Annotated in this window: 19 protein-coding genes; 14 read left to right on the top strand and 5 right to left on the bottom strand. The window is 69.6% G+C overall.

Translation table 11 applies throughout. The features are described 5' to 3' along the window. The first annotated feature begins 45 nt into the window (after positions 1–45). Both ACIBHY_RS39085 and ACIBHY_RS39080 read left to right on the top strand, forming a co-directional pair. On the top strand, positions 46–1,239 hold the full coding sequence (locus ACIBHY_RS39085) for an amidohydrolase family protein (RefSeq protein WP_397309323.1): 1,194 nt from the start codon (positions 46–48) through the stop codon (positions 1,237–1,239). A 134-nt stretch (positions 1,240–1,373) separates the two neighbouring features. Next, positions 1,374–2,315: a YihY/virulence factor BrkB family protein gene (locus tag ACIBHY_RS39080; RefSeq protein ID WP_397256447.1), complete on the top strand. Its 942-nt coding sequence runs from the start codon at positions 1,374–1,376 to the stop codon at positions 2,313–2,315. A 10-nt stretch (positions 2,316–2,325) separates the two neighbouring features. Here ACIBHY_RS39080 and ACIBHY_RS39075 read toward each other — a convergent pair whose 3' ends face one another. Further along, the gene (locus tag ACIBHY_RS39075; protein WP_397252264.1) at positions 2,326–3,444 is read right to left on the bottom strand and encodes a D-alanyl-D-alanine carboxypeptidase family protein; all 1,119 of its coding nucleotides are present in this window, start codon (positions 3,442–3,444) and stop codon (positions 2,326–2,328) included. Positions 3,445–3,527: 83 nt separating this feature from the next. On the opposite strand from ACIBHY_RS39075, the gene ACIBHY_RS39070 reads away from it, so the two are divergent. Further along, positions 3,528–3,740, top strand: coding sequence for an SCO4848 family membrane protein (locus ACIBHY_RS39070; RefSeq protein ID WP_397252263.1), 213 nt, complete (start codon positions 3,528–3,530; stop codon positions 3,738–3,740). Here ACIBHY_RS39070 and ACIBHY_RS39065 read toward each other — a convergent pair. After that, on the bottom strand, positions 3,737–5,089 hold the full coding sequence (locus tag ACIBHY_RS39065; protein ID WP_397252262.1) for a peptide ligase PGM1-related protein: 1,353 nt from the start codon (positions 5,087–5,089) through the stop codon (positions 3,737–3,739). The two genes, ACIBHY_RS39070 and ACIBHY_RS39065, sit on opposite strands and share 4 nt — an antisense overlap. Before the next feature lie 481 nt (positions 5,090–5,570). Here ACIBHY_RS39065 and ACIBHY_RS39060 point away from each other — a divergent pair, with 481 nt between their 5' ends. Then, complete coding sequence (locus ACIBHY_RS39060; protein ID WP_397252261.1) at positions 5,571–6,797, top strand: M20 family metallopeptidase; 1,227 nt, start codon at positions 5,571–5,573, stop codon at positions 6,795–6,797. Positions 6,798–7,143: 346 nt separating this feature from the next. Here the strand turns inward: ACIBHY_RS39060 and ACIBHY_RS39055 are convergent, their stop codons facing one another. Then, on the bottom strand, positions 7,144–9,021 hold the full coding sequence (locus tag ACIBHY_RS39055; protein ID WP_397252260.1) for a Xaa-Pro dipeptidyl-peptidase: 1,878 nt from the start codon (positions 9,019–9,021) through the stop codon (positions 7,144–7,146). Between the two features lie 269 nt (positions 9,022–9,290). Here ACIBHY_RS39055 and ACIBHY_RS39050 point away from each other — a divergent pair, with 269 nt between their 5' ends. The 7 genes from ACIBHY_RS39050 to ACIBHY_RS39020 all read left to right on the top strand — a co-directional run bounded on the left by ACIBHY_RS39050 (position 9,291) and on the right by ACIBHY_RS39020 (position 16,708). Continuing rightward, on the top strand, positions 9,291–10,361 hold the full coding sequence (locus ACIBHY_RS39050) for a BMP family protein (protein ID WP_184957892.1): 1,071 nt from the start codon (positions 9,291–9,293) through the stop codon (positions 10,359–10,361). Positions 10,362–10,637: 276 nt separating this feature from the next. Continuing rightward, complete coding sequence (locus tag ACIBHY_RS39045; protein WP_397309322.1) at positions 10,638–12,248, top strand: ABC transporter ATP-binding protein; 1,611 nt, start codon at positions 10,638–10,640, stop codon at positions 12,246–12,248. Then, positions 12,248–13,387, top strand: coding sequence for an ABC transporter permease (locus ACIBHY_RS39040; protein WP_397309321.1), 1,140 nt, complete (start codon positions 12,248–12,250; stop codon positions 13,385–13,387). Before ACIBHY_RS39045 ends, ACIBHY_RS39040 begins: the two co-directional genes overlap by 1 nt. Beyond that, a complete protein-coding gene (locus ACIBHY_RS39035; protein WP_397252257.1) occupies positions 13,384–14,664 on the top strand; it encodes an ABC transporter permease in 1,281 nt (426 codons plus the stop codon). The genes ACIBHY_RS39040 and ACIBHY_RS39035 overlap by 4 nt, the downstream gene beginning before the upstream one ends. Next, positions 14,664–15,059, top strand: coding sequence for a cytidine deaminase (locus ACIBHY_RS39030; protein WP_397252256.1), 396 nt, complete (start codon positions 14,664–14,666; stop codon positions 15,057–15,059). Before ACIBHY_RS39035 ends, ACIBHY_RS39030 begins: the two co-directional genes overlap by 1 nt. Then, positions 15,059–16,330, top strand: coding sequence for a thymidine phosphorylase (locus ACIBHY_RS39025; protein ID WP_397252255.1), 1,272 nt, complete (start codon positions 15,059–15,061; stop codon positions 16,328–16,330). Before ACIBHY_RS39030 ends, ACIBHY_RS39025 begins: the two co-directional genes overlap by 1 nt. A gap of 99 nt (positions 16,331–16,429) precedes the next feature. Beyond that, positions 16,430–16,708 (top strand): hypothetical protein, encoded by a 279-nt coding sequence (locus ACIBHY_RS39020; RefSeq protein WP_397309320.1) that lies wholly within the window; start codon positions 16,430–16,432, stop codon positions 16,706–16,708. A 70-nt stretch (positions 16,709–16,778) separates the two neighbouring features. Here the strand turns inward: ACIBHY_RS39020 and ACIBHY_RS39015 are convergent, their stop codons facing one another. Then, complete coding sequence (locus ACIBHY_RS39015; protein WP_397309319.1) at positions 16,779–17,705, bottom strand: AraC family transcriptional regulator; 927 nt, start codon at positions 17,703–17,705, stop codon at positions 16,779–16,781. A gap of 82 nt (positions 17,706–17,787) precedes the next feature. Here ACIBHY_RS39015 and ACIBHY_RS39010 point away from each other — a divergent pair, with 82 nt between their 5' ends. Continuing rightward, entirely contained in the window at positions 17,788–18,609 is an 822-nt protein-coding gene (locus ACIBHY_RS39010; RefSeq protein WP_397252252.1) for an NAD(P)H-binding protein, read from the top strand. On the opposite strand, the gene ACIBHY_RS39005 is transcribed toward ACIBHY_RS39010, so the two are convergent. Beyond that, the gene (locus ACIBHY_RS39005; RefSeq protein WP_397252251.1) at positions 18,606–18,998 is read right to left on the bottom strand and encodes a MarR family winged helix-turn-helix transcriptional regulator; all 393 of its coding nucleotides are present in this window, start codon (positions 18,996–18,998) and stop codon (positions 18,606–18,608) included. The genes ACIBHY_RS39010 and ACIBHY_RS39005 overlap by 4 nt on opposite strands. An 87-nt stretch (positions 18,999–19,085) precedes the next feature. Here ACIBHY_RS39005 and ACIBHY_RS39000 point away from each other — a divergent pair, with 87 nt between their 5' ends. Then, positions 19,086–20,492: an MFS transporter gene (locus ACIBHY_RS39000; protein WP_397252250.1), complete on the top strand. Its 1,407-nt coding sequence runs from the start codon at positions 19,086–19,088 to the stop codon at positions 20,490–20,492. Between the two features lie 58 nt (positions 20,493–20,550). After that, positions 20,551–21,132, top strand: a complete 582-nt coding sequence (locus ACIBHY_RS38995) for a hypothetical protein (RefSeq protein WP_397309318.1) — start codon at positions 20,551–20,553, stop codon at positions 21,130–21,132.

Below are 21,132 nucleotides of genomic sequence, written 5' to 3'. Positions count from 1 at the left end.
TCGCCATATTGCTTTTCTAAAAGCTTTCTCGATAGGCTCTTGGTCATGAGAACCCTGATCAAGAACGGGACCGTCATCGACACCGACCCCGCCGCCACCGTCCTCGGCGAGCTGGACGTGCTCGTCGAAGGGGAGACCATCGCGGCGGTCGGCCAGAACCTGAGCGCCGAGGACGCGGAGGTCATCGACGCCACCGGCCGCCTGGTGCTGCCGGGCTTCGTGGACAGCCACCGCCACACCTGGCAGGCCGCCTACCGCGCGGTGGTGGCCGACGACGACATCCAGGGCTACTTCCGCACGGTCCTCGGCGAACTCGCCCCCTCGCTCACCCCCGACGACGTGCACGCGGCCAACCTGGCCGGGGCCCGCGAATGCCTCGACGCCGGAGTGACCACCCTGCTCGACTGGACACAGGTGGCGCACACCCCTGAGCACGCCGACGCCCTCGTCGCCGCGCTCCAGGAATCGGGCATCAGAGCCGTCCTCGGCTACAACCCCCAGGACCCGGGTGACGAGGCGCGCCGCGTGCGCGACACCCACTTCCGCACGCCAGGCCGGCTGACCATGGCGATCGCCGCCCTCGGCCCGGAGATCGCCGGAGAGGAACGCGCCCTGTGGGAGTGGCGGCTCGCCCGCGACCTCGACCTCCCGGTGACCGTCCACGCCGGGAGCCAGGGCGCCGACAGCGCCCGGCGAGCCCTGGCGTTCCTGCACGGCAACGGCCTGCTGGAGCGTCCCACCACCTACATCCACGGCGTCGACTACGCCGGCGACGACCTGAAGCTCATCGCCGACACCGGCGGGAGCGTCTCGATCTCGCCGATCGACGAGCTGACGCTGGGCATCGGCTACCCGATCACCGGCCGGGCGGCCGCGGCCGGAGTACCGGTCTCGCTCAGCGCCGACACGGTGAGCTGCGGGCCGGGCGACATGTTCAGCCTGATGCGCGCGGCCTTCGCGATGGAACGCGGCCTGGGCAACATGGCCTTCACCACCCGCGACGTGCTGCGGATGGCGACGATGGGCGGTGCGCGCACGGTGGGGCTCGCCGACAGCGTCGGTTCGCTGACTCCGGGCAAGCAGGCCGACGTCGTCCTGCTGCGCACCGACACCCCGGGCATGGCCGGGACCCGCGACCCCATCGGCGCGATCGTGCTCAACGCCGACACCAGCGCGGTCGAGACCGTCCTGGTCGCCGGCCGGGTGGTGAAGCGCGCGGGAGCGCTGATCCCCGCCTGAGCCCGGCGTGGCCTGCTCCCCGGGCGGCTCGGGGCGGTGCCACACTTGATCGCCGGGTCCGCGGCCGGTACAACGACCGTCACCGGGGCAGTCGCCTTGGAGGACCACCGGAACGCGCTGGAGTTTCCCGAGCGATGGCGAACCTGATCGAGAAGGCCGCGACCTGGCGCGAGCGCGCGATGCGGATCGTGGACCACTGGAGGATACGGCGGCCGGGGGCCGACCATCTGATCAGGACGGTCCAGCGTTACCAGCTGCAGTTCGGCGACCGGCTGGCCGGAGCGGTCACGTACTTCGCGTTCCTGTCGTTCTTCCCGCTGATGGCGCTGGCCTACGCGGTGTTCGGCTACGTCCTGTCGGTCAGTCCCGAGTTGGAACTGGCGCTCAAGCAGGTGATCGCCGAACAGTTGCCCGGACTGGCCCCCGCGCTGAACCTGGAGGACATCGCCCAGTCCAAGGCCACCGCCGGGATCATCGGCCTGCTGGGCCTGCTGTATGCCGGGCTCGGCGCCATCGACGCGCTGCGCGGGGCGCTGCGGGAGATGTCGATGACCACGGCCGCGCCGCTGAACTTCTTCCTCGGCAAGCTGCGCGACCTGAGCTCGCTGCTGCTGATCGGCGTGACCATGCTGGTGTCGGCCGGCGTGGCCGTACTCACCTCCTCGGCGACCAGCAAGGTCACCGCGTGGCTGGGCTTCCAGCACGACGATCCGGCGGCGACGGGTTCGGTGTGGCTGGTCGGGCTGCTGGCCAGCGTGGCCGCCGACTGGCTGCTGTTCGTGATCTTCCTGGGCTGGGTGGCGCGCCCGACCAGGCCGTTCAAGGCGATCGCCCAGGGCGCGCTGCTGGGCGCGATCGGCTTCGGGCTGCTCAAGCAGCTGGCCACGCTGCTGCTGAGCCACACGCTGAGCAACCCGGTGTACGGCACGTTCGCGGTGCTGGTCGGGCTGCTGATCTGGATCAACTTCTCCGCCCGGCTGGTCCTGTACGTCGCGGCCTGGACCGCCACCACCGGCTTCGCCCCGCCGCCCTCGCCCACCCCGCTGCCGTCGAACGGCAACGGCGGGCAGGCATGAGGAGCACGCGCTAGGACCTGGCCCTGCTCCGCCTGCGGAAGATGCCGAAGCCCAGCCACGCCAGCCCGAAGAACAGCCCGCCGCCGATCACGGCCATGCCGACGGTCCGGCTCGTGTCGGTCTGCTTGGCCGCGGCCGAGTCGAGCAGCGGGGCGGCGGCCGGCGGCTGGGAGGCCGTGGCCTGCTGCTGGACGGGATCGGGCTGGGCGGGCAGCGGGTCCACCAGCTGGCCGACGGGCGTGACCTTGCCGCGGGCGGCGAAGCCCCAGTCGAGCAGCTTCTCCACTTCCTCCCAGAAGTAGCCCTCGTGCCGCATGATCGTCACGATGATCGTGCGGCCGTCGCGGCTGGCGGCCCCGACGAAGCTGCCGAGGGCCTTGGACGTCCAGCCGTTCTTGACGCCGACCATGCCCTTGTAGCGCCAGAGCAGCTTGTTGTGGTTGCTGATCTCGTAGAACTTCTTCGGCGCGGGGAATTTGGCGGTCTTAGTGCTGATATATCGCCTGAAATCGGGGTTGGCGAGGCCGGCTCGGGCGATCAGGGCCAGGTCGTAGGCCGAACTGCTCTGGCCGGGCTTGTCCAGGCCGCTCGGCGTCTTGGCCACCGTGTCGTTGGCCTGCAGGCGCTTGGCCTCGGCGTTCATGTCCCGCATGGTCTTGGCCAGGCCGCCGTTGGCCTCGGCCAGGGCCATCGCGGCGTCGTTGCCGGAGGACATCATCAGCGCGCGGAACAGGTCGTGCACCTTGTAGATCGGCTTGGTGGACAGACCGACCGCGGAACCCTCCTGGTTGACGGCGTTGGAGCTCGGCTTGACCGTCTTGCCCGCCTCAAGTTTGGGGATGAGCGTGAGCGCGGTCAGCGTCTTGAGCGTGCTGGCGGGCAGGAAGCGGCCGTGGGGGTTCTTGGCCGCCAGCACCTGCCCGGTCTCCGCCTCCGCGATCAGGAACGACGTGGCCTTGGTCTTGGGCGGGGCCTTGACGCCGTCCGGCACGACGAGCCCGCGGCTGCCGAGCCGGTCGCCGCCGATCGGGCTGCCGGAAGTCGCGGCCGCACCGGCAGGCGCGCCCGCGTATGCGGTCAGAGTGACCGTCGCGAGGAGTGCCGTGGCCGGCACCAGTTTCGTCCACATGGCGGTCTCAGCGTAGCTTCGAGTCGTTGCCCATGTGCGGTCACATCCCCCGATGATCCGCCCCTGATACTAGAGAAGTGGTTATGTCGCGAAAGATCGCCGGATTCCTGGTCGCGCTGGGCGCGTTCATGATCTTCGAGTGGATCAACCTTGGGTTTAACCTGGCAGACGGGCACAAAACCAGCTTTTACGTGGTCCACGGCATCTTGATCGCCGTCAACCTCGTGCTGGCCGTGACCGTGGGAATCATCGGATGGAAGGGTCTCAAGAGCAGCCGCCGGCCGAAGCCCCGCTAGCCGCCGCAGAGGGCGAGCCGCGTGGCCCGGTGGAGCTCGTCGGCCTCGTCGCGCGAGTCGCCGATCGAGGTGAAGCCCAGCTTGCCGTGCTCGGGGATCGCCCCGAGCAGATGCAGCACGTTCCCGGTACGGCGGGCCGCGTCGAACCCGAGCCCGCGCTCCTCCACCATGCGCACCACCTCGCCCGGCGTGCGCCCGCGCAGGCACGCCGCCGAGCAGTTGTCCGTGGCCGTGTAGTACTTCGGCTGCGTGCCGTCCATCAGCAGCCCGGTGGCCGGATCGTAGGTGGCGCCGGTGGTCAGCAGCGCCGCGCCGAACGGGTGCGTGGTCCCGCCGATCCGCAGGTTGATCTCGCACAGCAGGGCCGCGTACCCGGAGTCGGCCTTCAGCGCGAAGAAGTCCATCCCGAACAGTCCCACCACGCCGCGCTCGGCGAGGATCGCGGCGATCCTGGCGGCCGACTCGCCCACCTCGTGCCGGTACTCGGAGCGGGCCGGGAACGTGCAGCCCTGGTAGACGTCGGCGTTCGCGCCGCCGAGCACCTGGTCGTGGGTGGCCACGACGTCGTGGTGCCCGCCGGGCGTGATCCTGGCCAGCGCGCTGGGGAAGAACAGCGGCCGGTGCTCGATGAATTCCTCCACCACCGCCCCGCGCTCGGAGATCTTGGCGGAGAAGGTCTCCCACGTCTCGCCGTCGGCGGAGAAGCGTGTCCGTGACCAGTCGCTCTTGGTGACGATCGCGTTCCCGAGCCCGGAGTAGCCGTCGTTCAGCTTGACGATGACGCGCTCGCCGGGCAGCGAGAAGACCGCGTCCTCGATCTCGCCCTGGTGGTGCAGGTCGCCGAAGCCGCGCGCCATGGGCACCGCGGCCTCCGTGCCGACCTCGCGGGCGCCGCTCTTGGAGCCGTAGTAGGCCAGCGACATGGCCGGGCCGTAGATGGGCACGTTGAGCGACGACGCCAGCCGTTCCTCCAGGTCGCTCATCACGAACGGGACCATCCAGGCGTCGCCGTCGATCGCCTTGCGTATCCGGCGCAGCGCCTCCGGCCGGGCCAGCAGCGTTCTGGTGAGCGGCTGGGAGCGGGTGTCGTCCAGGCTGATCATCGTCAGTCGCCTGGCGGCGTCATCCGGGTCGGGTAAGAAGCCGAAGTAGTAGGAGACGATGTCCGGATCCACGGGGGCGGAGGAGACGTAGACCACCTTGACCCCGGGCCTGCGGAGCGTCAGCAGGAGGAACAGGAGCCTTTCCTCGTAGCACCTCGCGCCGGTGATACGGCGCAGCTCATCCTGTGGAAGGGAGAGCGAGGGCACGACCACCAGGGTCCCCTCACTCGGCTCGAAGATGCTCAACTGTGCATGCTTCTCCCCGAACGGGATATTAGTGATCATATTGCGAGTGAAACACCTATTTATCGCAAAAGCAGCCATCGCGGCCGTGTCATGACCAAGCCGGAAGGTGACAGGATTCGAAACCGCGCACAAGTTTGGAAGTAGCGACAACGGGTCACCATCTAATGATCCCTTGTGACTATTTCCGGGGTGAGGCCGCCGGTCACACAGCGTGGTGACCTGCGGTTACGGGCATGCCGCCGGCCAACTTTTGGTGTAGTTGTCCACGAGAGGGTCACCCGGAGCGATAAAGTCGAAGCATCGCCATCGGGTGCACGGCTACCGCTGACCCCCAGACCGCGGATGATCGTCCCGATCGGGTGTAGATCACCAAGCGACGCGGCTGCAACCGCAGTGCAAGAAATGACGAAGAACAGCGCAATCGGCTGTGCGAAGCTGGGTAGAGGCGCTCGCACGCCGCTTTTCGACGGGACGGTGAACGATGCGGGGACGTGAGCTGCGGGGGGAACTCGACGCGTTCCTGGCGGAGACGGAAAAGGACCTCGTGGCGTTCCGCCGCGACCTGCACATGCATCCTGAACTCGCCTTCGCCGAATACCGCACGACTCAGCGGATCGCCGAGCGGCTCAGCGCCGTCGGCCTGGTTCCGTCGGTTCTGCCGCGTGGCACCGGCCTGATCTGCGACGTAGGCAGCGGCGACGGTCCGACCATCGCCCTGCGCGCCGACATCGACGCCCTCCCGCTGCAGGACGAGAAGGACACGTCCTACCGCTCGACCGTGCCCGGCGCCTGCCACGCGTGCGGCCACGACGTGCACACCACGATCCTGCTCGGCACCTCGCTCTTCCTGGCCCAGCAGGCCGCGGCCGGTCTGCTGCCCGGCCGGGTCCGGCTGATCTTCCAGCCCGCCGAGGAACTGCCCGGCGGCGCGCTGGAGGTCATGGCGCACGGCGGCATCAGCGGCGTCGACCGCATCTTCGGCCTGCACTGCGACCCGCGCGTCGACGTCGGCCAGATCGGACTCAAAGCGGGCCCGATCACCAGCGCCTGCGACCGGCTGCTCATCCGCGTCTCCGGCCCCGGCGGCCACACCGCGCGCCCGCACCTGACCGCAGACCTGGTGTTCGCGCTGGCCAAGATCCTCACCGAACTGCCCGCCGCGCTCTCCCGCCGCGTCGATCCGCGCTCCTCGCTGAGCCTGGTCTGGGGCAGGGTCGAGGCCGGTTCCGCGGCCAACGCCATCCCCGACGACGGGGTGGCCGAAGGCACCGTGCGCTGCCTCGACGAGAACGCCTGGCACGCCGCCCCCGACCTGATCAAGGCGCTCCTGGAGTCGGTCGCCGGCGCCTACGGCGTCGAGGCCACGATGGAGTACACCCGCGGCGTCCCGCCCGTGGTCAACGACGAGGTCAGCGTCGAGATGCTGGCCGAGGCCGCGGAACGCGCCCTCGGCAGCGCCAGCGTCGTCCCGACCCAGCAGTCGCTCGGCGGCGAGGACTTCGCCTGGTACCTGGAGTCGATCCCCGGCGCCTTCGCCCGCCTCGGCACCCGCTCACCGGAGAACGGCGTCACCTACGACATCCACCAGGGCACCTTCGACGTGGACGAAAGCGCCATCCCCACCGGCGTGCGCTTCATGGCCACCACCGCGCTCACCGCCCTCTGGGAGGGCGCCCCCATCCTCCCTATCACGTCGGCTCTCGCCTGACATTCCTGCTTGTCTTTTACGGCTTCGCCGAGATGACCGCCGCCCGCCGACATCGGCGGGCGGCGGTCCTTTTCACGGTCACCGGGCGCTCAGGCCGAGCACCGCAACGGCCGCCTCCTTGACCCGCACCGGCCCACCATCTTGGTCAGCGCCCCAGGGCCGGCCCTGAGGCCAGCGCCTCGGGGCGGCTCCTTGGCCAAGGCCGAGGGCCGTCCCCTGGCCGGCGCCGGGCGGGTTGCCCGTGCGCCGGCGCCGGGCCCACTCGGGTTCCGGGGTGCGGTGTGCGCAGGGTTGGTAGGGGGTTGTTGGGCGGTTGAAGGGTTCTGGGGCGGAACCCAGGGGGTTGCTAGTTCAGGGAGCCGAAGACGATCGGGAGGCGGAGGGAGGACAGGCCCGGGGTGACGCGGATGTTCGTGCCCGCCGGGTATCGCAGCGTGTAGTCGTAGTCCGTCGACAGGACGACCACACCCAGCTTGTGGCCCTTCTTGAACACGTAGTCCTGCGGCTGGAAGTCCCACGTGAACGTGTACTCCTTGCCCGGCCGCAGCGGCTCCGTCCGGTCCATCCGGTTGCGGTTGCGCGCGTCCAGCCAGCCCCGGGAGACGATCTTGTAGGGCGTCTCGGCCACCGCGTGCGTACGGATCGCGGTGCAGCCGGTGTCACCCGGTACGCCCTGCCCGTAGCACCACGTCTCTCCGGTCGGCACGAGCCCGCCGGTCGGGCGGGAGTCGGTGCCGAAGTCCACCAGCAATGCGGTCAGGTACGGCGAGGCGCCCTTGGTGAACGAGGCCCGCAGCGAGATCTTGGGCGTGCCCGAGACGCGGACGTCGGTCTTGAGTTCCTTGGTCACGTAGGCCAGGCGGTTGGGGTCGGCCGCGGGGACCGTCTCGACGAGCTGCTCCGCCGTACGCGTCTTCTGGTCCACGAACGACTCGCGCGCCGACAGCGGCCGGGGCAGCAGCCCGAGCTTCCCGCCCGAGCCCAGCCACAGCGGGATGTTCGCGCTGCCCGGCACCGGCCACGAGGCGTGCTGACCCCACTGGCCGGGAGCGATCTCGACGTCGGCCTGCGGCTCACGCATGATGCCGCTGTCGATGTTGTAGAGCCATTGGTCGAACCAGCCGTGCAGCTGGCGCAGCCACTCCTTGGCGCGCAGGCTGAACGGGTCGCGGTGGGTGCCCTGGTGCAGCCAGATCTTGCGGGGGACGTTGCGCTTGCCGAGCGCGTCCCACCACTGGACGGCCTGCTTGGTCTTGACGTTCCAGTCGTTGAGCCCGTGGGCGACGAAGACGCTGGCCTTCACCTTGCGCACGTCGTTGAGGTAGTTGCGGGCGTCCCAGAAGGGGCTGTAGTCGCCGGTGATCCGGTCCTGTTCTGCTTCGATGCGGTCCATCAGGGCGCCGCAGACGGCCTGGCCGTTCTGCCTGGTCAGGACGTAGCGGGCCAGCACGTCGGCGTCTTCGCCCTGGTAGCCGCCGGGCGCGAGGACGCCGCCGTTGGCGCGGTAGTAGTCGTACCAGGAGGAGATCGCGGCGATCGGCACGATCGTCTTGAGTCCCTGGACGCCGGTGGTGGCCACGGCGTTGGGCAGGGTGCCGTTGTAGGAGGTGCCGATCATGCCGACGTTGCCGGTGGACCAGGTGGCCGCGACGGGGTTGCCGGCGGCGTCGAAGCCGCGGGCGCGGCCGTTCAGCCAGTCGATGGCGGCCTTCGGGCCGGCGGTCTCGGCGGGGTCGCCGGTGGTCGGGCAGCCGGTGGCGCGGCCGCTGCCGATGTTCTCGACGAGCGCGATGGCGTACCCGCGGGGCACGAAGAAGTTGTCGTAGTAGCCGTCGAACGGCCCGGCGTCCTTCACGGTCAGCAGCGAGCGCAGCGTGCTCGGCAGCGGGTTGCCGTTCTCGTCGACGTCGACGGGGTGGTTGGCGACGTCGTTGCCGCCGGCGTAGTAGGGGCTGGCCTCCATGATCACGGGCACCTTGAGACCCTGGTCGGTCTCCTTGGGCCGCAGGATGTCGACGGCGACCCGGTCGGCCTGGCCGTCGGCGTCGCTGTCGGTTCCGGCGACCTCGACGAAGACGGTCTGGGTGATCGCGTCGGCACGCGAGAAGACGGGTTGTGTCGCGTTGTTCTCGATCTTGATCGTGGGAGTGTCCGCGGCTGCGGGTGTCGCGGTCAGCGACGCGATGAGCAGCAGCGATACGGCTAACGCCGTCCTGCGAAGCATGAGTGGCTCCAGGGAAGTGTGACGACCTACGACCGTAATCTCTGCCACTTGACGAGTCACGGCAAGATCTTGACAACCTCAAAAGTTCGGCAAAGGTTCACTTCCTGGATCCAGGTCACAGACGCGACTGATGTCGGTAACGGAGCGGTTGCGGACCTCTGTACGGTTTGGTATGCGCTGGTCAAGCAACTATCTTCCGAGCAGGGTTGCCGTGCATTTCTTCGCGCCTGCGATGAAGTTTGACGGCGGGGAAATGGAAGGGAGTCGCCTTGCTCAGCAAGCGATTCGGCAAGACGGCGATCGGCACGTTGGCCGGCGCCATGCTTATGGCGGCAGCGGCGTGCGGCGGCAGCGGCGGGGGGACCACCGCGAGCACCGCTCCGAGCAGTGGTGCGGCCAGTGAAGCACCCCAGGAGGGCGCGCTCAAGGTCGGCCTCGCTTTCGACGTCGGCGGTCGCGGCGACAAGTCCTTCAACGACGCCGCCTACGCGGGCCTCGAGAAGGCGAAGACGGATCTGAAGGCCGAGATCAAGGAGCTGAGCCCCGCGGGCGACGGCTCCAACCGCGGTGACCTGCTCCGTCAGCTCGCCGACGCCGGCTACAACCCGATCATCGGGGTCGGCTTCGCCTACGGCGAGGACATCAAGAAGGCGGCGACGGAGTATCCCGAGATCCAGTTCGCGGTCGTGGACTCCGCCTCCAACGCGCCGAACGTGACCGGCCTGCTGTTCGCCGAGGAGCAGGGCTCCTACCTGGCGGGCGTCGCCGCGGCGACCAAGGCCAAGAGCGGCCACGTCGGCTTCGTCGGCGGCGTCGAGAACGACCTGATCAAGAAGTTCGAGGCGGGCTTCGTCGCCGGCGTGAAGTCGGTCAAGAAGGACGCGAAGATCGACATCAAGTACCTCACCCCCGACGGTGACTTCTCCGGCTTCAAGGCCCCCGACAAGGGCAAGGTCGCGGCCGAAAAGATGTTCCAGGACGGCGCGGAGATCGTTTACCACGCCTCCGGCGACTCCGGCCTCGGCGTCTTCCAGGCGGCCGCCGCCGCCAAGAAGAAGGCCATCGGCGTCGACTCCGACCAGCGTCTGACGGTCAAGGAGGCCGACCTGCAGTCGGTCATCATGACCTCGATGATCAAGCGCGTCGACGTCGGCGTGTTCGAGTTCATCAAGGCCTTCCAGGGCGGCGCCAAGGGTGGCAGCAACGTCACCTACGACCTGAAGGTCGACGGCGTGGGCCTGGCCACCACCGGTGGCGAGGTCGACGACATCAAGACCGAGATCGACGCCGCCAGGGAGAAGATTGTCTCCGGCGAAATCCAGGTTCCGTCCAAGCCGTAACCTGGGTAGGAGAATCTCGTTCGAGGGCCCGGGGAGCGGACCCACCGTCCGCTCCCCGGGCCTTTGTTCTATCCACCTTGGCTCGTTGGAGACCCACATGAGTGCGGAGCGAATCCGACGCAGTGAGCGAAGTGGACGGCTGAGGGACGAAGCCGGCCGCGTAGCGAATGAGGAGCGGTGAGCGACCAATGAGCTCGCGAATCCGACGCAGTGAGCGAAGTGGACGGCTGAGGGACGAAGCCGGCCGCGTAGCGAATGAGGAGCGGTGAGCGACCAATGAGTTCCGACACGCTCGCTCCGGCGCAACCCGCCGTCGAGCTGGAGGGCATCACCAAACGTTTCCCGGGCGTCGTCGCCAACCACGACATCCGGATCGCCATCCAGCCCGGCACCGTCCACGCCATCTGCGGCGAGAACGGAGCGGGCAAGTCCACCCTGATGAAGATCCTTTACGGCATGCAGAAGCCGGACGAGGGCCAGATCCGGGTGAACGGCACAGACGTGACCTTCCGCTCGCCCAGCGACGCGATCAACGTCGGCATCGGCATGGTCCACCAGCACTTCATGCTGGCCGACAACCTCACCGTGCTGGAGAACATCGTTCTCGGCGCCGAGCCGAAGCGGGCCGGACGCCTCGACGTGGCGCGCGCCCGCAAGCGGATCAAGGAACTGGCCGAGGCCCACGGCCTGCGCGTCGACCCCGACCGCCTGGTCGAGGACCTCGGCGTCGGCGACCGGCAGCGCGTGGAGATCCTCAAGGTCCTCTACCGCGGCGCCCGCATCCTCATCCTCGACGAGCCGACGGCCGTGCTCGTGCCGCAGGAGGTCGAGGAGCTCTTCGACAACCTGCGCGAGCTCAAGGCCGACGGCCTCACCGTCATCTTCATCTCCCACAAGCTCGACGAGGTGCTCGGCATCGCCGACGCGATCACGGTGATCAGGCGCGGCACCACCGTCGCCAGCCTGCCGCGCAGCGAGATCAGCAGCGCCCGCCAGCTCGCCGAACTCATGGTCGGCAGCGAGCTGCCCACCCCCGAGACCCGCGAGTCCACCGTGACGGAGACCGTCGCGCTGAAGGTCGCCGGCCTGTCGATGGAGTCCGACGGCTACCGTCCCGTCCCCAAGGGCACCTCCGTCCGCCTCTATGTCGACAAGCTCAAGGCCGAGGGCAAACGGCTCCTGCTCGACGACGTCTCCTTCGAGATCCACAAGGGTGAGATCCTCGGCATCGCGGGCGTGGAGGGCAACGGCCAGTCCGAGCTGATCGAGGCCATCATGGGCATCCGCCAGGCGCACGGCGAGATCACCCTGGCCGGCCAGGACATCAGCGCCTGGTCCACGCTCAAGCGCCGCGAATCCGGCATCGGCTACATCCCCGAGGACCGCCACCGCCAGGGCCTGCTGCTCGAAGCCTCCCTCTGGGAGAACCGGGTGCTCGGCCACCAGACGCAGAAACCCGCCAAGAGCGGCATCTGGATCAACCGCCGCGCGTCCAAGGCCGACACCCAGCGCATCATCAAGGAGTACGACGTCCGCACCCCGGGCGCCGACACCCTCGCGCTCGCGCTGTCCGGCGGCAACCAGCAGAAGCTCATCGTCGGGCGCGAGATGAGCGGCGAGCCCGCCTTCCTCATCGCCGCGCACCCCACCAGAGGCGTCGACGTGGGCGCCCAGGCGGCCATCTGGGACCACCTTCGCGACGCCCGTGCCGCCGGCCTCGCCGTACTGCTGATCTCCGCGGACCTCGACGAGCTCATCGGCCTGTCCGACACGCTGAACGTGATCTACCGAGGGCGGCTCGTCGCCCGCCTCGACCCGTCCGACGTCACGCCCGAGCGGCTCGGCGGCTACATGACCGGCGCCATCACCGCCACCGAGGAGATGTGATGCCCGCAGGGCTCTATCGCGCGCTGCTGACCTTGGCGGGCGCGGTCGTCGCCATCGTGCTCGCCATCGCGATCTCCAGCGTGGCGATCCTCGCGGCCGGCGCGAATCCGGCCGCCGCCTTCGCCGCGTTCTTCGACTTCGGCGAGACGACGCGAGCCGTGGTCAACTCGATCACGACGATGCTCAACCGCGCGGTCCCGCTGTTCATCGCGGGGCTCGCGGTCGCCGTCGGCTTCCGGATGAACCTCTTCAACATCGGTGTGGAGGGCCAGTACCGGATCGCCGCCGTGGTGGCGGCCTTCGTGGGCTCGACGTTCGTGGCGCCCGCCTGGATCCAGATCCCGGTGATCATCGTGGTGGCGGCGGCCGTCGGCGGCCTCTACGCGTTGATCCCGGCGGTGATGAAGGTCGGCCGCGGGGTGAACGAGGTGATCTCCACGATCATGCTCAACTACATCGCCATCAACCTCGCGGCCTTCCTCGTCCGCGGGCCGTTCGTCGGTCCGCGGCCGACCGGACAGCTGACCATTTCGACGCCGCAGCTGCCGGAGTCGGCGTGGTTCCCCAACCTGAACTTCGTCTTCGAGATGTTCGGGCTGCCGGCCCCCCGCGGCGGCGGACTGTGGGGCTTCCTCATCGTGGCGATTCTGCTGGGCATCGGCCTGTGGATCGTGCTGGAGCGCACCCGGTTCGGCTTCGACGTCAAGGCCAGCGGCCTGAACGCCTCCGCCGCCCTGGCCTCCGGCGTCAACCCCAAGAAGATGGTCATCTCGGCCATGGTGCTGTCGGGGGCGATCGCCGGGCTCATCGGCCTGCCCGAGATCCTCGGCTCCACGCACGCCTACAACACGAACTTCACTCCCGGCCTGGGCTTCCTGGGCATCGCGGTGGCGCTGCTCGGGCGCAACAAACCGGCCGGCATCGCGATCGCGGCGCTCCTGTTCGCTTTCCTGGACAGGGCTCAGGGCCCGCTGCAGTTCGCCAACGTGCCGCCCAGCGTCATCGTCATCATGCAGGGCGTCATCGTCCTTCTGGTGGTCGTCTTCAACGAGATCACCAGCCGGATGGCCCTGCGCTCCGAGGAACGGCGGGCCGCCCGCCAACTGGGCACCGACAAGCCTGTTGAGGTGGCAGCATGACGCGGGTCCGCAAGTACCACCTGGCGCTGATCGGCGTCTCCCTGCTGATCCTCATCGTTTCGGTGGTCCGGGTGATCACCGGACACAACGACATCACCTCCTCCGGCACCTTCGCGGCCGCGCTGATGCTGTCCGTGCCGATCGGCCTGGCCGGGCTCGGCGGCCTGTGGGCCGAGCGCGCGGGCGTGGTCAACATCGGCCTCGAAGGCATGATGGTGCTCGGGACGTGGTTCGCCGGCTGGGCCGGATATCAGTGGGGGCCGCTGGCCGCCCTGGTGGCCGGTCTGCTGGCCGGGGCCGTAGGCGGTCTCATCCACGCCATCGCCACCGTCACCTTCGGCGTCGACCACATCATCAGCGGTGTGGCCATCAACCTGGTCGGTCCCGGTATCACCCGGTTCCTGTCGGAGGTCCTCTACAAGGAAGGGACTCCGGCGGCGGAGGCCGGAGCGGGCATCACCACCTCACCGGCGATGTCGGGCGAAGCCTGGCATGGGAGCCTGCCGCTGCTCTCCAGCGGCCCCGACCTGTTCGGCATGCTGGAGCGCACTCACTGGTTCCTCATCTCCGACCTGGCGGGAATCCTCGGTGGGCTCACGCGCAACGTGGACGTCCTGGTCATCCTGGCCGTGGCGATGATCCCGCTGACCTTCTACGTGCTCTGGCACACCGCCTTCGGCCTGCGCCTGCGCTCGGTGGGCGAGAACCCGTGGGCGGCCGAGTCGCTCGGCGTCAACGTCTACCGGTTCAAGTACATCGCGGTGGTCATGTCCGGCGCGTTCGCCGGGCTCGGCGGCGTCTTCCTGGTCTTCGTCACCACGAAATACGTCGAGGGCCAGACGCAGGGACGCGGCTTCATCGGCCTCGCGGCCATGATCTTCGGCAACTGGCGGCCGGGCGGGCTCGCGGCCGGCGCGTCGCTGTTCGGCTATGCCGACGGCCTGCAACTGCGCAGCCAGGGCGCCATCACCACGTTCTTCCTGTTCGGCGCGATCCTGCTGCTCATCTATCTCGGCAACAAGATCCGCCTGATGACGCGGCCCGGTCAGCCGGCCGAGCTGGCCGGCCGTACCGCCAAGGACTACACGATCATGGCGGGCGCGGCAGCCGGCGCCGTGGTCCTCATCTGGATGTGGATGGTCATCGACAAGCTGCCGAACGAGTTCGTCTATATCACCCCGCACGTCCTCACCCTGCTCGTGCTCCTGGTCGCCTCGCAGCGCCTGCGCATGCCCAAGGCCGACGGCGTGCGGTACCGCCGGGGGGAACAGCACTGATGAACATCGACTGGGACGGTCTGCGCGACGAGGCGCGGACCGCGATGCGCAACGCCTACGCGCCCTACTCCAAGTTCCCGGTCGGGGCGGCGGCCGTCGTGGACGACGGCCGCGTCGTGACCGGCTGCAACGTCGAGAACGCCTCCTACGGCCTCGGCCTGTGCGCGGAATGCGGCCTGGTCTCCGCGCTGCACGCCTCGGGCGGCGGCCGGCTCGTGGGCTTCACCTGCGTCGACGGCCACGGCGAGCTGCTCATGCCGTGCGGCCGCTGCCGTCAGCTCCTGTACGAGTTCGGCGGCGACGACCTCCTGGTCGAAACCCCCGACGGCCCTAAGCGTATGGCCGAGATCCTGCCGTACGCCTTCGGACCCGACGACCTGACCAAGGGAGCCTGATGGACGCCATCGAGGTCATCGTCGCCAAGCGCGACGGCGGCGAGCTGACCACCGCGCAGATCGACTGGGTGATCGACGCCTACACCCGGGGCGAGGTGGCCCACGAGCAGATGTCCGCGCTGGCCATGGCCATCCTGCTCAATGGCATGGACCGCCGCGAGATCGCCGAGTGGACCCAGGCGATGATCCGTTCTGGCGAGCGCATGGACTGGTCGATGCTCGACCGGCCCACCGCCGACAAGCACTCCACCGGCGGCGTCGGCGACAAGATCACGCTGCCGCTGGCGCCCCTGGTGGCCGCCTGCGGCGCGTACGTCCCGCAGTTGTCCGGGCGGGGCCTGGGCCACACCGGCGGGACGCTCGACAAGCTGGAGTCGATCCCCGGCTGGCGGGCGTCGCTGTCCAACGAGGAGATGCTGGCCGTCCTGCGCGGCGCGGGCGCGGTCATCTGCGCCGCCGGCACCGGCCTCGCGCCCGCCGACAAGAAGCTGTACGCCCTGCGCGACGTCACCGGCACGGTCGAGTCGATCCCGCTGATCGCCTCGTCCATCATGTCCAAGAAGATCGCCGAGGGGACGGGCTCGCTGGTCCTCGACGTGAAGGTGGGCTCCGGCGCGTTCATGAAGACGGTGGAGCGTGCCAGGGAGCTCGCCGAGACCATGGTGGCGCTGGGCTCCGACGCGGGCGTCCGTACCGTGGCCCTGCTGACCGCCATGGACCGCCCGCTGGGCCTGGCCGTGGGCAACGCCCTGGAGGTCGTGGAGTCGGTCGAGGTCCTGGCGGGCGGCGGCCCGTCCGACGTGGTCGAGCTGACGGTACGGCTGGCCCGCGAGATGCTGGAGGCCGCCGGGATCACCGGCAAGGACCCCGAGCAGGCGCTGAAGGACGGCTCCGCCATGGACGCCTGGCGCCGCATGGTCTCCGCCCAGGGCGGCGACCCGGACGCGGTCCTGCCGAAGGCGGCCGAGACGATGACGGTGGAGGCGCCGGAGTCCGGTGTCCTGACGAGGCTGGACGCGTACGCGGTGGGCCTGGCGGCCTGGCGGCTGGGCGCGGGCCGGGCCCGGCAGGAGGATCCGGTCTCCTTCGGCGCGGGGATCACCCTGCACGCCAAGCCGGGCGATCTGGTGCGGGCGGGACAGCCCCTGATGACGCTGCACGCCGACGAGACGGCCCGCTTCGCCCGTGCCCTGGAGGCGCTGGAGGGCGGGTACGCGGTGGGCGCGGCCGGCGGGGAGCAGCTGCCGCTGATCATCGACCGTATCGTGTGACGATCGCACACCGACGGGTGACGGATGCCTCTGGGTTCCGTCGCCCGTCGCTCGTTACCGTGGCTCTGACCCTCTCGGCGCACGATGGGAAGGAGCACCATGAGAGCATCCAGCCTGGCCGCGGCCCTGAGCGCGGCGGCGCTCGTCGGCTCGGTGTCCGCCGTGCCGACGCAGGCGGCCGTCAGCGACGCCGTGTGCTTCAACGGGCAGCGGACGGCGACCGGCGGCGGCTACTACAAGGTGTACGCGGGCGGGTGCGACGGGCACAGCGGCACGACGGTCACGATTCGCTTCGGCCCCGCGGCGGGCGACTACTCGTGCGGGTGGACGTTCGTGTGGAACAGCCAGCTCGGCGCCGAGAACTGCACGCTCGTCTGAGAAGACAAGCGGGGCGCCGGGAGCGGCGAGCGGCCGGTCCCGCACCGCGGGCTGGTCATCTGGCGCGGGTTCATCGTGCGCTGACGCGGTGCTGGCTGGGGCGGATGCCCAGGGTGCGCTTGAAGGCCACGCTGAGCGCGTAGGCGTTGGAGTAGCCGACCTGGCGGGCGATCACGTCCACGGTGTCGTCGGTGCTGGCGAGCAGGTCGGCGGCCTGGCAGATGCGCCATTCGGTGAGGTAGGCCATGGGCGGCTGGCCGACGAGTTCGGTGAAGCGCTGGGCGAAGGTGGCGCGGGAGGCTCCGGAGACGCGGGCCAGGCCCTCGACGGTCCACGGCCGGGCCGGATCCTCGTGGATGGCCCGCAGGGCCCGGCCGATCAGCTGGTCGGAGTGCGCGGCGTACCAGGAAGGGGCCTGTGAGTCCGGCCGGTCGAACCACTCGCGCAGGCTGGAGACGAGCAGCAGGTCCAGCAGGCGGTCGAGCACGGCCTGCTGGCCCGGTTTGTCGCGGCTGATCTCGGCGACGATCATGTCCATGGTCGCGCACCGGCCGTCGCCGGCGGGGACGAGGGCCACGCGGGGCAGGGCGTCGAGCACCCGCTGCGACACGCTGCCCTTCACCTGGAAGGTGCCGGTGAGCAGGACGGTGGAGCCGAGGTCGCCCGCGTAGCCGCACATCGCCAGGCCCGCGGCGTCGCCGCCCTCGGGCGTGGTGCACATCTCGGCGTTGTGGATGACGGCCATGGGCGCGGTCTCGGGGCGGTCGGCCACCGTGTACGGGCCGGGGCCGCGCACGACCGCCACGTCCTGGGTGCCCAGCCGGACCGGCGAACCGCCCTCGGGTGTCACCCAGGCCTCGCCGCTGAGCATCGTCAGCAGTGTGAGCGGCGTCCAGTCCAGGAAGCGCAGCGCCCAGGGGGCCCGCACGTACGACTGGTCGAACAGCGCCCCCGCGGGACGGACATCGTGCAGCAGGCTCGACAGCGCGTCTTCCATATGGCCGAGTCTAGACGCTCGAACATCTTTCCCGGACTCCCAGCCATTCAGAGTCCGAGGCTGGCAGGGTTGACTGGAACGCATGGCAGAGATCTTGGTAGTGGGCGGCACCGGCAAGACCGGCCGCAGGGTGGTCGCGCGACTGCGTGAGCAGGGCCTCAGCCCCAGGACGGCCTCCCGATCGGGAGAGTGGCGCTTCGACTGGCACGACGAGACGACCTGGGACGCGGCCGTCGCGGGCGTACGCGCGGCCTACCTGGTCGACGCGCAGACCGGCGACGCGGCAGAACGGCTGCGCGCCTTCGGCGACCTGGCCGTGGCCAAGGGCGTCGAGCGGCTGGTGCTGCTGTCGGCGCGGGTGTGGGGCGAGTTCGGCGAAGGCGGCGGGCTGGCCGGCGAGGAGGCGATCCGGGGGTCCGGGGCGGAGTGGACGATCCTGCGCCCGACCTGGTTCGCCCAGAACTTCAGCGAGGAACCGCTGCTCAGCGAGCCGGTGGCCGAGGGTGAGGTGAGCGTGTCCACCGGGGACGGGCGCGAGCCGTTCGTGGACCTGGACGACGTCGCCGAGGTGGCCGCCGTGGCATTGACGGAGCCGGGTCACGCGGGGCAGATCTACGACCTGTCCGGGCCCGAGGCGATCACCTGGGGGGAGGCGGTGGCGGAGATCGCGCGGGCGGCCGGCCGTACCATCGGCTTCAGGTCTGTGGACGGCGAGGAGGCGCGGCGGCGGCTCGTCGCGCGCGGATATTCCGAAGCCTACGCGGCCGGGGTGGAGAGCCTCTTCGAGCACATCAGGCTCGGCCGGGGCGCGGCGCTGTCCGACGGCGTACGGCGGGTGCTCGGCCGTGAGCCGGGCACCTTCCGCGCCTACGCCGAGCGGACCGCGTGGGGGAGCGGCGCCTAAGGGGTCGGAACGGGGTCCGGGGCGTCGGCGAAGATGTCCCGGAGCACCGCGCGATGGGTGGGCAGGGCCTCGGCGTGCCGCCGGCGGCCCTCCTCCGTGATCATCACGAAGACGCCCCGCCGGTCGACGTCGCAGACGAGCCTGGTGACCAGATCGGCCTTCTCCAGACGGGCGATCACGCGGGAGAGCGCGCTCTGGCTGAGGTGGACCTCGCCGCAGAGCGCCTGGACGCGCAGCTTGTCGTCGTGGTGGATCATCCGGTCGAGCACCTCGAACTCGCTGGCGCCCAGGTCGTGCTTCTCGCCGAGCTCGCGCTCCAGCGAGCACATGGTCTTCGCGTGCTTGGCCAGGACGTAGTGCCAGGTCCCGACCACGAACTCCTCGTCCATGACGCGGAGGTTACCATCCCGATAAATCTCATGCAACGGAATTAAATGCTGTTGCATTTGATGCAGTTGCATGTAATGTTCCATCCCATGTCCACTTCCTCTTCCCGTTGGGGCGCGCTCGTCGTGCTCTGCGCAGTGATCTTCCTCGACGCCCTTGACGTGTCGATGGTCGGCGTGGCCCTGCCCGCCATCCAGCACGACCTGGGGCTCTCTACTTCTTCTCTGCAATGGGTTGTCAGCGGATACGTGCTCGGATACGGCGGTCTTCTGCTCCTTGGCGGCAGGACGGCTGACCTGCTTGGGCGACGCAGGGTGTTCCTGGTCGCTTTGGGCGTCTTCGCGGTGGCCTCCCTCCTGGGCGGCATCGTCGACGACGGCGCCCTGCTGATCGCCGCCCGCTTCGTCAAGGGCGTGAGCGCGGCTTTCACCGCGCCCGCCGCGTTGTCGATCATCACCACGACGTTCCCCGAGGGGCCGAAGCGCAACAAGGCGCTGAGCGTGTTCACCGCCTCCGGCGCCAGCGGCTTCTCCCTCGGCCTCGTGTTGTCCGGGGTGCTGACCCAGCTGGGCTGGCGCTGGACGTTCCTGATGCCGGTGCCGGTCGCGATCATCGCGCTGATCGCCGCGCTGAAGGTGCTGCCCAAGGTCAAGGAGGAGCGGGCCGAAGGCGGCCACGACCTGATCGGCGCCGTGCTGATCACCGCCTCCATGCTGCTGCTCGTCTTCACCGTGGTGCAGGCCCCCGAGGCAGGATGGACCTCGCTGCGCACCCTCGGCTCACTCGCCGTCGCCGCCCTGCTGCTCGGGCTGTTCGTCTTCGCCGAACTGCGGATGAAGCACCCGCTGGTACGGCTCGGCATCCTGCGCTCCGGCCCCATCGTCAGGGCCAACCTCGGACTGGTGATCCTGTTCGGCTCCTACGTCGGCTTCCAGTTCGTCGCCATGCAGTACTTCCAGAACCTGCTCAAGTGGTCGGCCATGGAGACCGCGCTGGCCTTCCTGCCCGCCGGAATCCTGGTCGCGCTGACCTCCACCAAGATGGGCGACTTCGCCGACCGCTTCGGCACCGCCCGCCTGATCACGATCGGCTCGGCCGCGCTCGCCGCCGGGTACGCCTTCTTCTTCGTCGGCATCTCCACCGCGCCCAGCGTGCTCGGAATGGTGCTGCCCGGCATGGTCCTGCTCGGCATCGCGTTCGCGCTGTCGTTCCCGTCGCTCAACATCCAGGCGACGAACGGCGTCCACGACGACGAGCAGGGGCTGGCCTCCGGCCTGCTCAACACCTCCGGCCAGGTCGGCGGCGCGGTCGTGCTCGCCGTGGTCACCGCCGTGCTCACCTCGGGCGGCACCCTGTCGATCGAGGCGCTGCGCGGCGGGATCGTGGTCTCGCTCATCCTGGGCGTGGTCGGGCTCGGCATCGCGCTGACCGGCCTGCGCTTCCGCTCGGCGCCCGCGGTCAAGGCCGACGAGACCAAGGTGTACGAGACGGTCTGACCCAGTTCGTGAAGGGCCCCGCCGGGTGCGGGGCCCTTTCGCTGGGCATACACCGGGTATGCGGCCCACACGCAGCCTCGCGGCCCTGCTGTGCCTCGCCGTACTGTGTGGATGCGGTACGGCCCGCACCGGCGGCACCACGGCCACGGCCAGTCCTCCGACCCGCGCGCCCACCACCGGCGCGCCGCCCGCCTCCCCGCGGGAGCCCGCGCCCACCGGCACCGCGGAGATCGACGTCGAGCGCACCGGCGGCGAGGCCGTCATCGTGTACGGCGTCCGCTACGCCACCCACCCGAACTTCGACCGCGTGGTCGTCGACTTCAAGGGGGAGATGCCCGGATACACGGTCACCTGGGTGGACGAACTCGTCGAGGACGGCTCCGGCAAGCCGATCGACGTCGAGGGCGGCGCGTACCTGCAGGTGACCCTCACCCCGGCCGACGCGCACACGGCCAAGGGCAAGCCCACCTGGACCGGCGGCCCGATCTTCCAGGCCGACCTCGGCAACGTCAGCAGCGTGGTCAAGACCGGCGACTTCGAGGGGCGCGTGGGCGTGGGCATCGTGCTCGACCGGCGCGCCGCTTTCGACGTCACCGAGCAGCGCCGGCCGAACCGGCTCGTCATCGACGTGGCACACTGA

It is taken from the genome of Nonomuraea sp. NPDC050547, assembly GCF_044457345.1.
Taxonomy (GTDB): Bacteria; Actinomycetota; Actinomycetes; order Streptosporangiales; family Streptosporangiaceae; genus Nonomuraea.
Note: the sequence above shows the minus strand (reverse complement) of the source record. Positions and strands in the feature narration are given on the sequence as shown.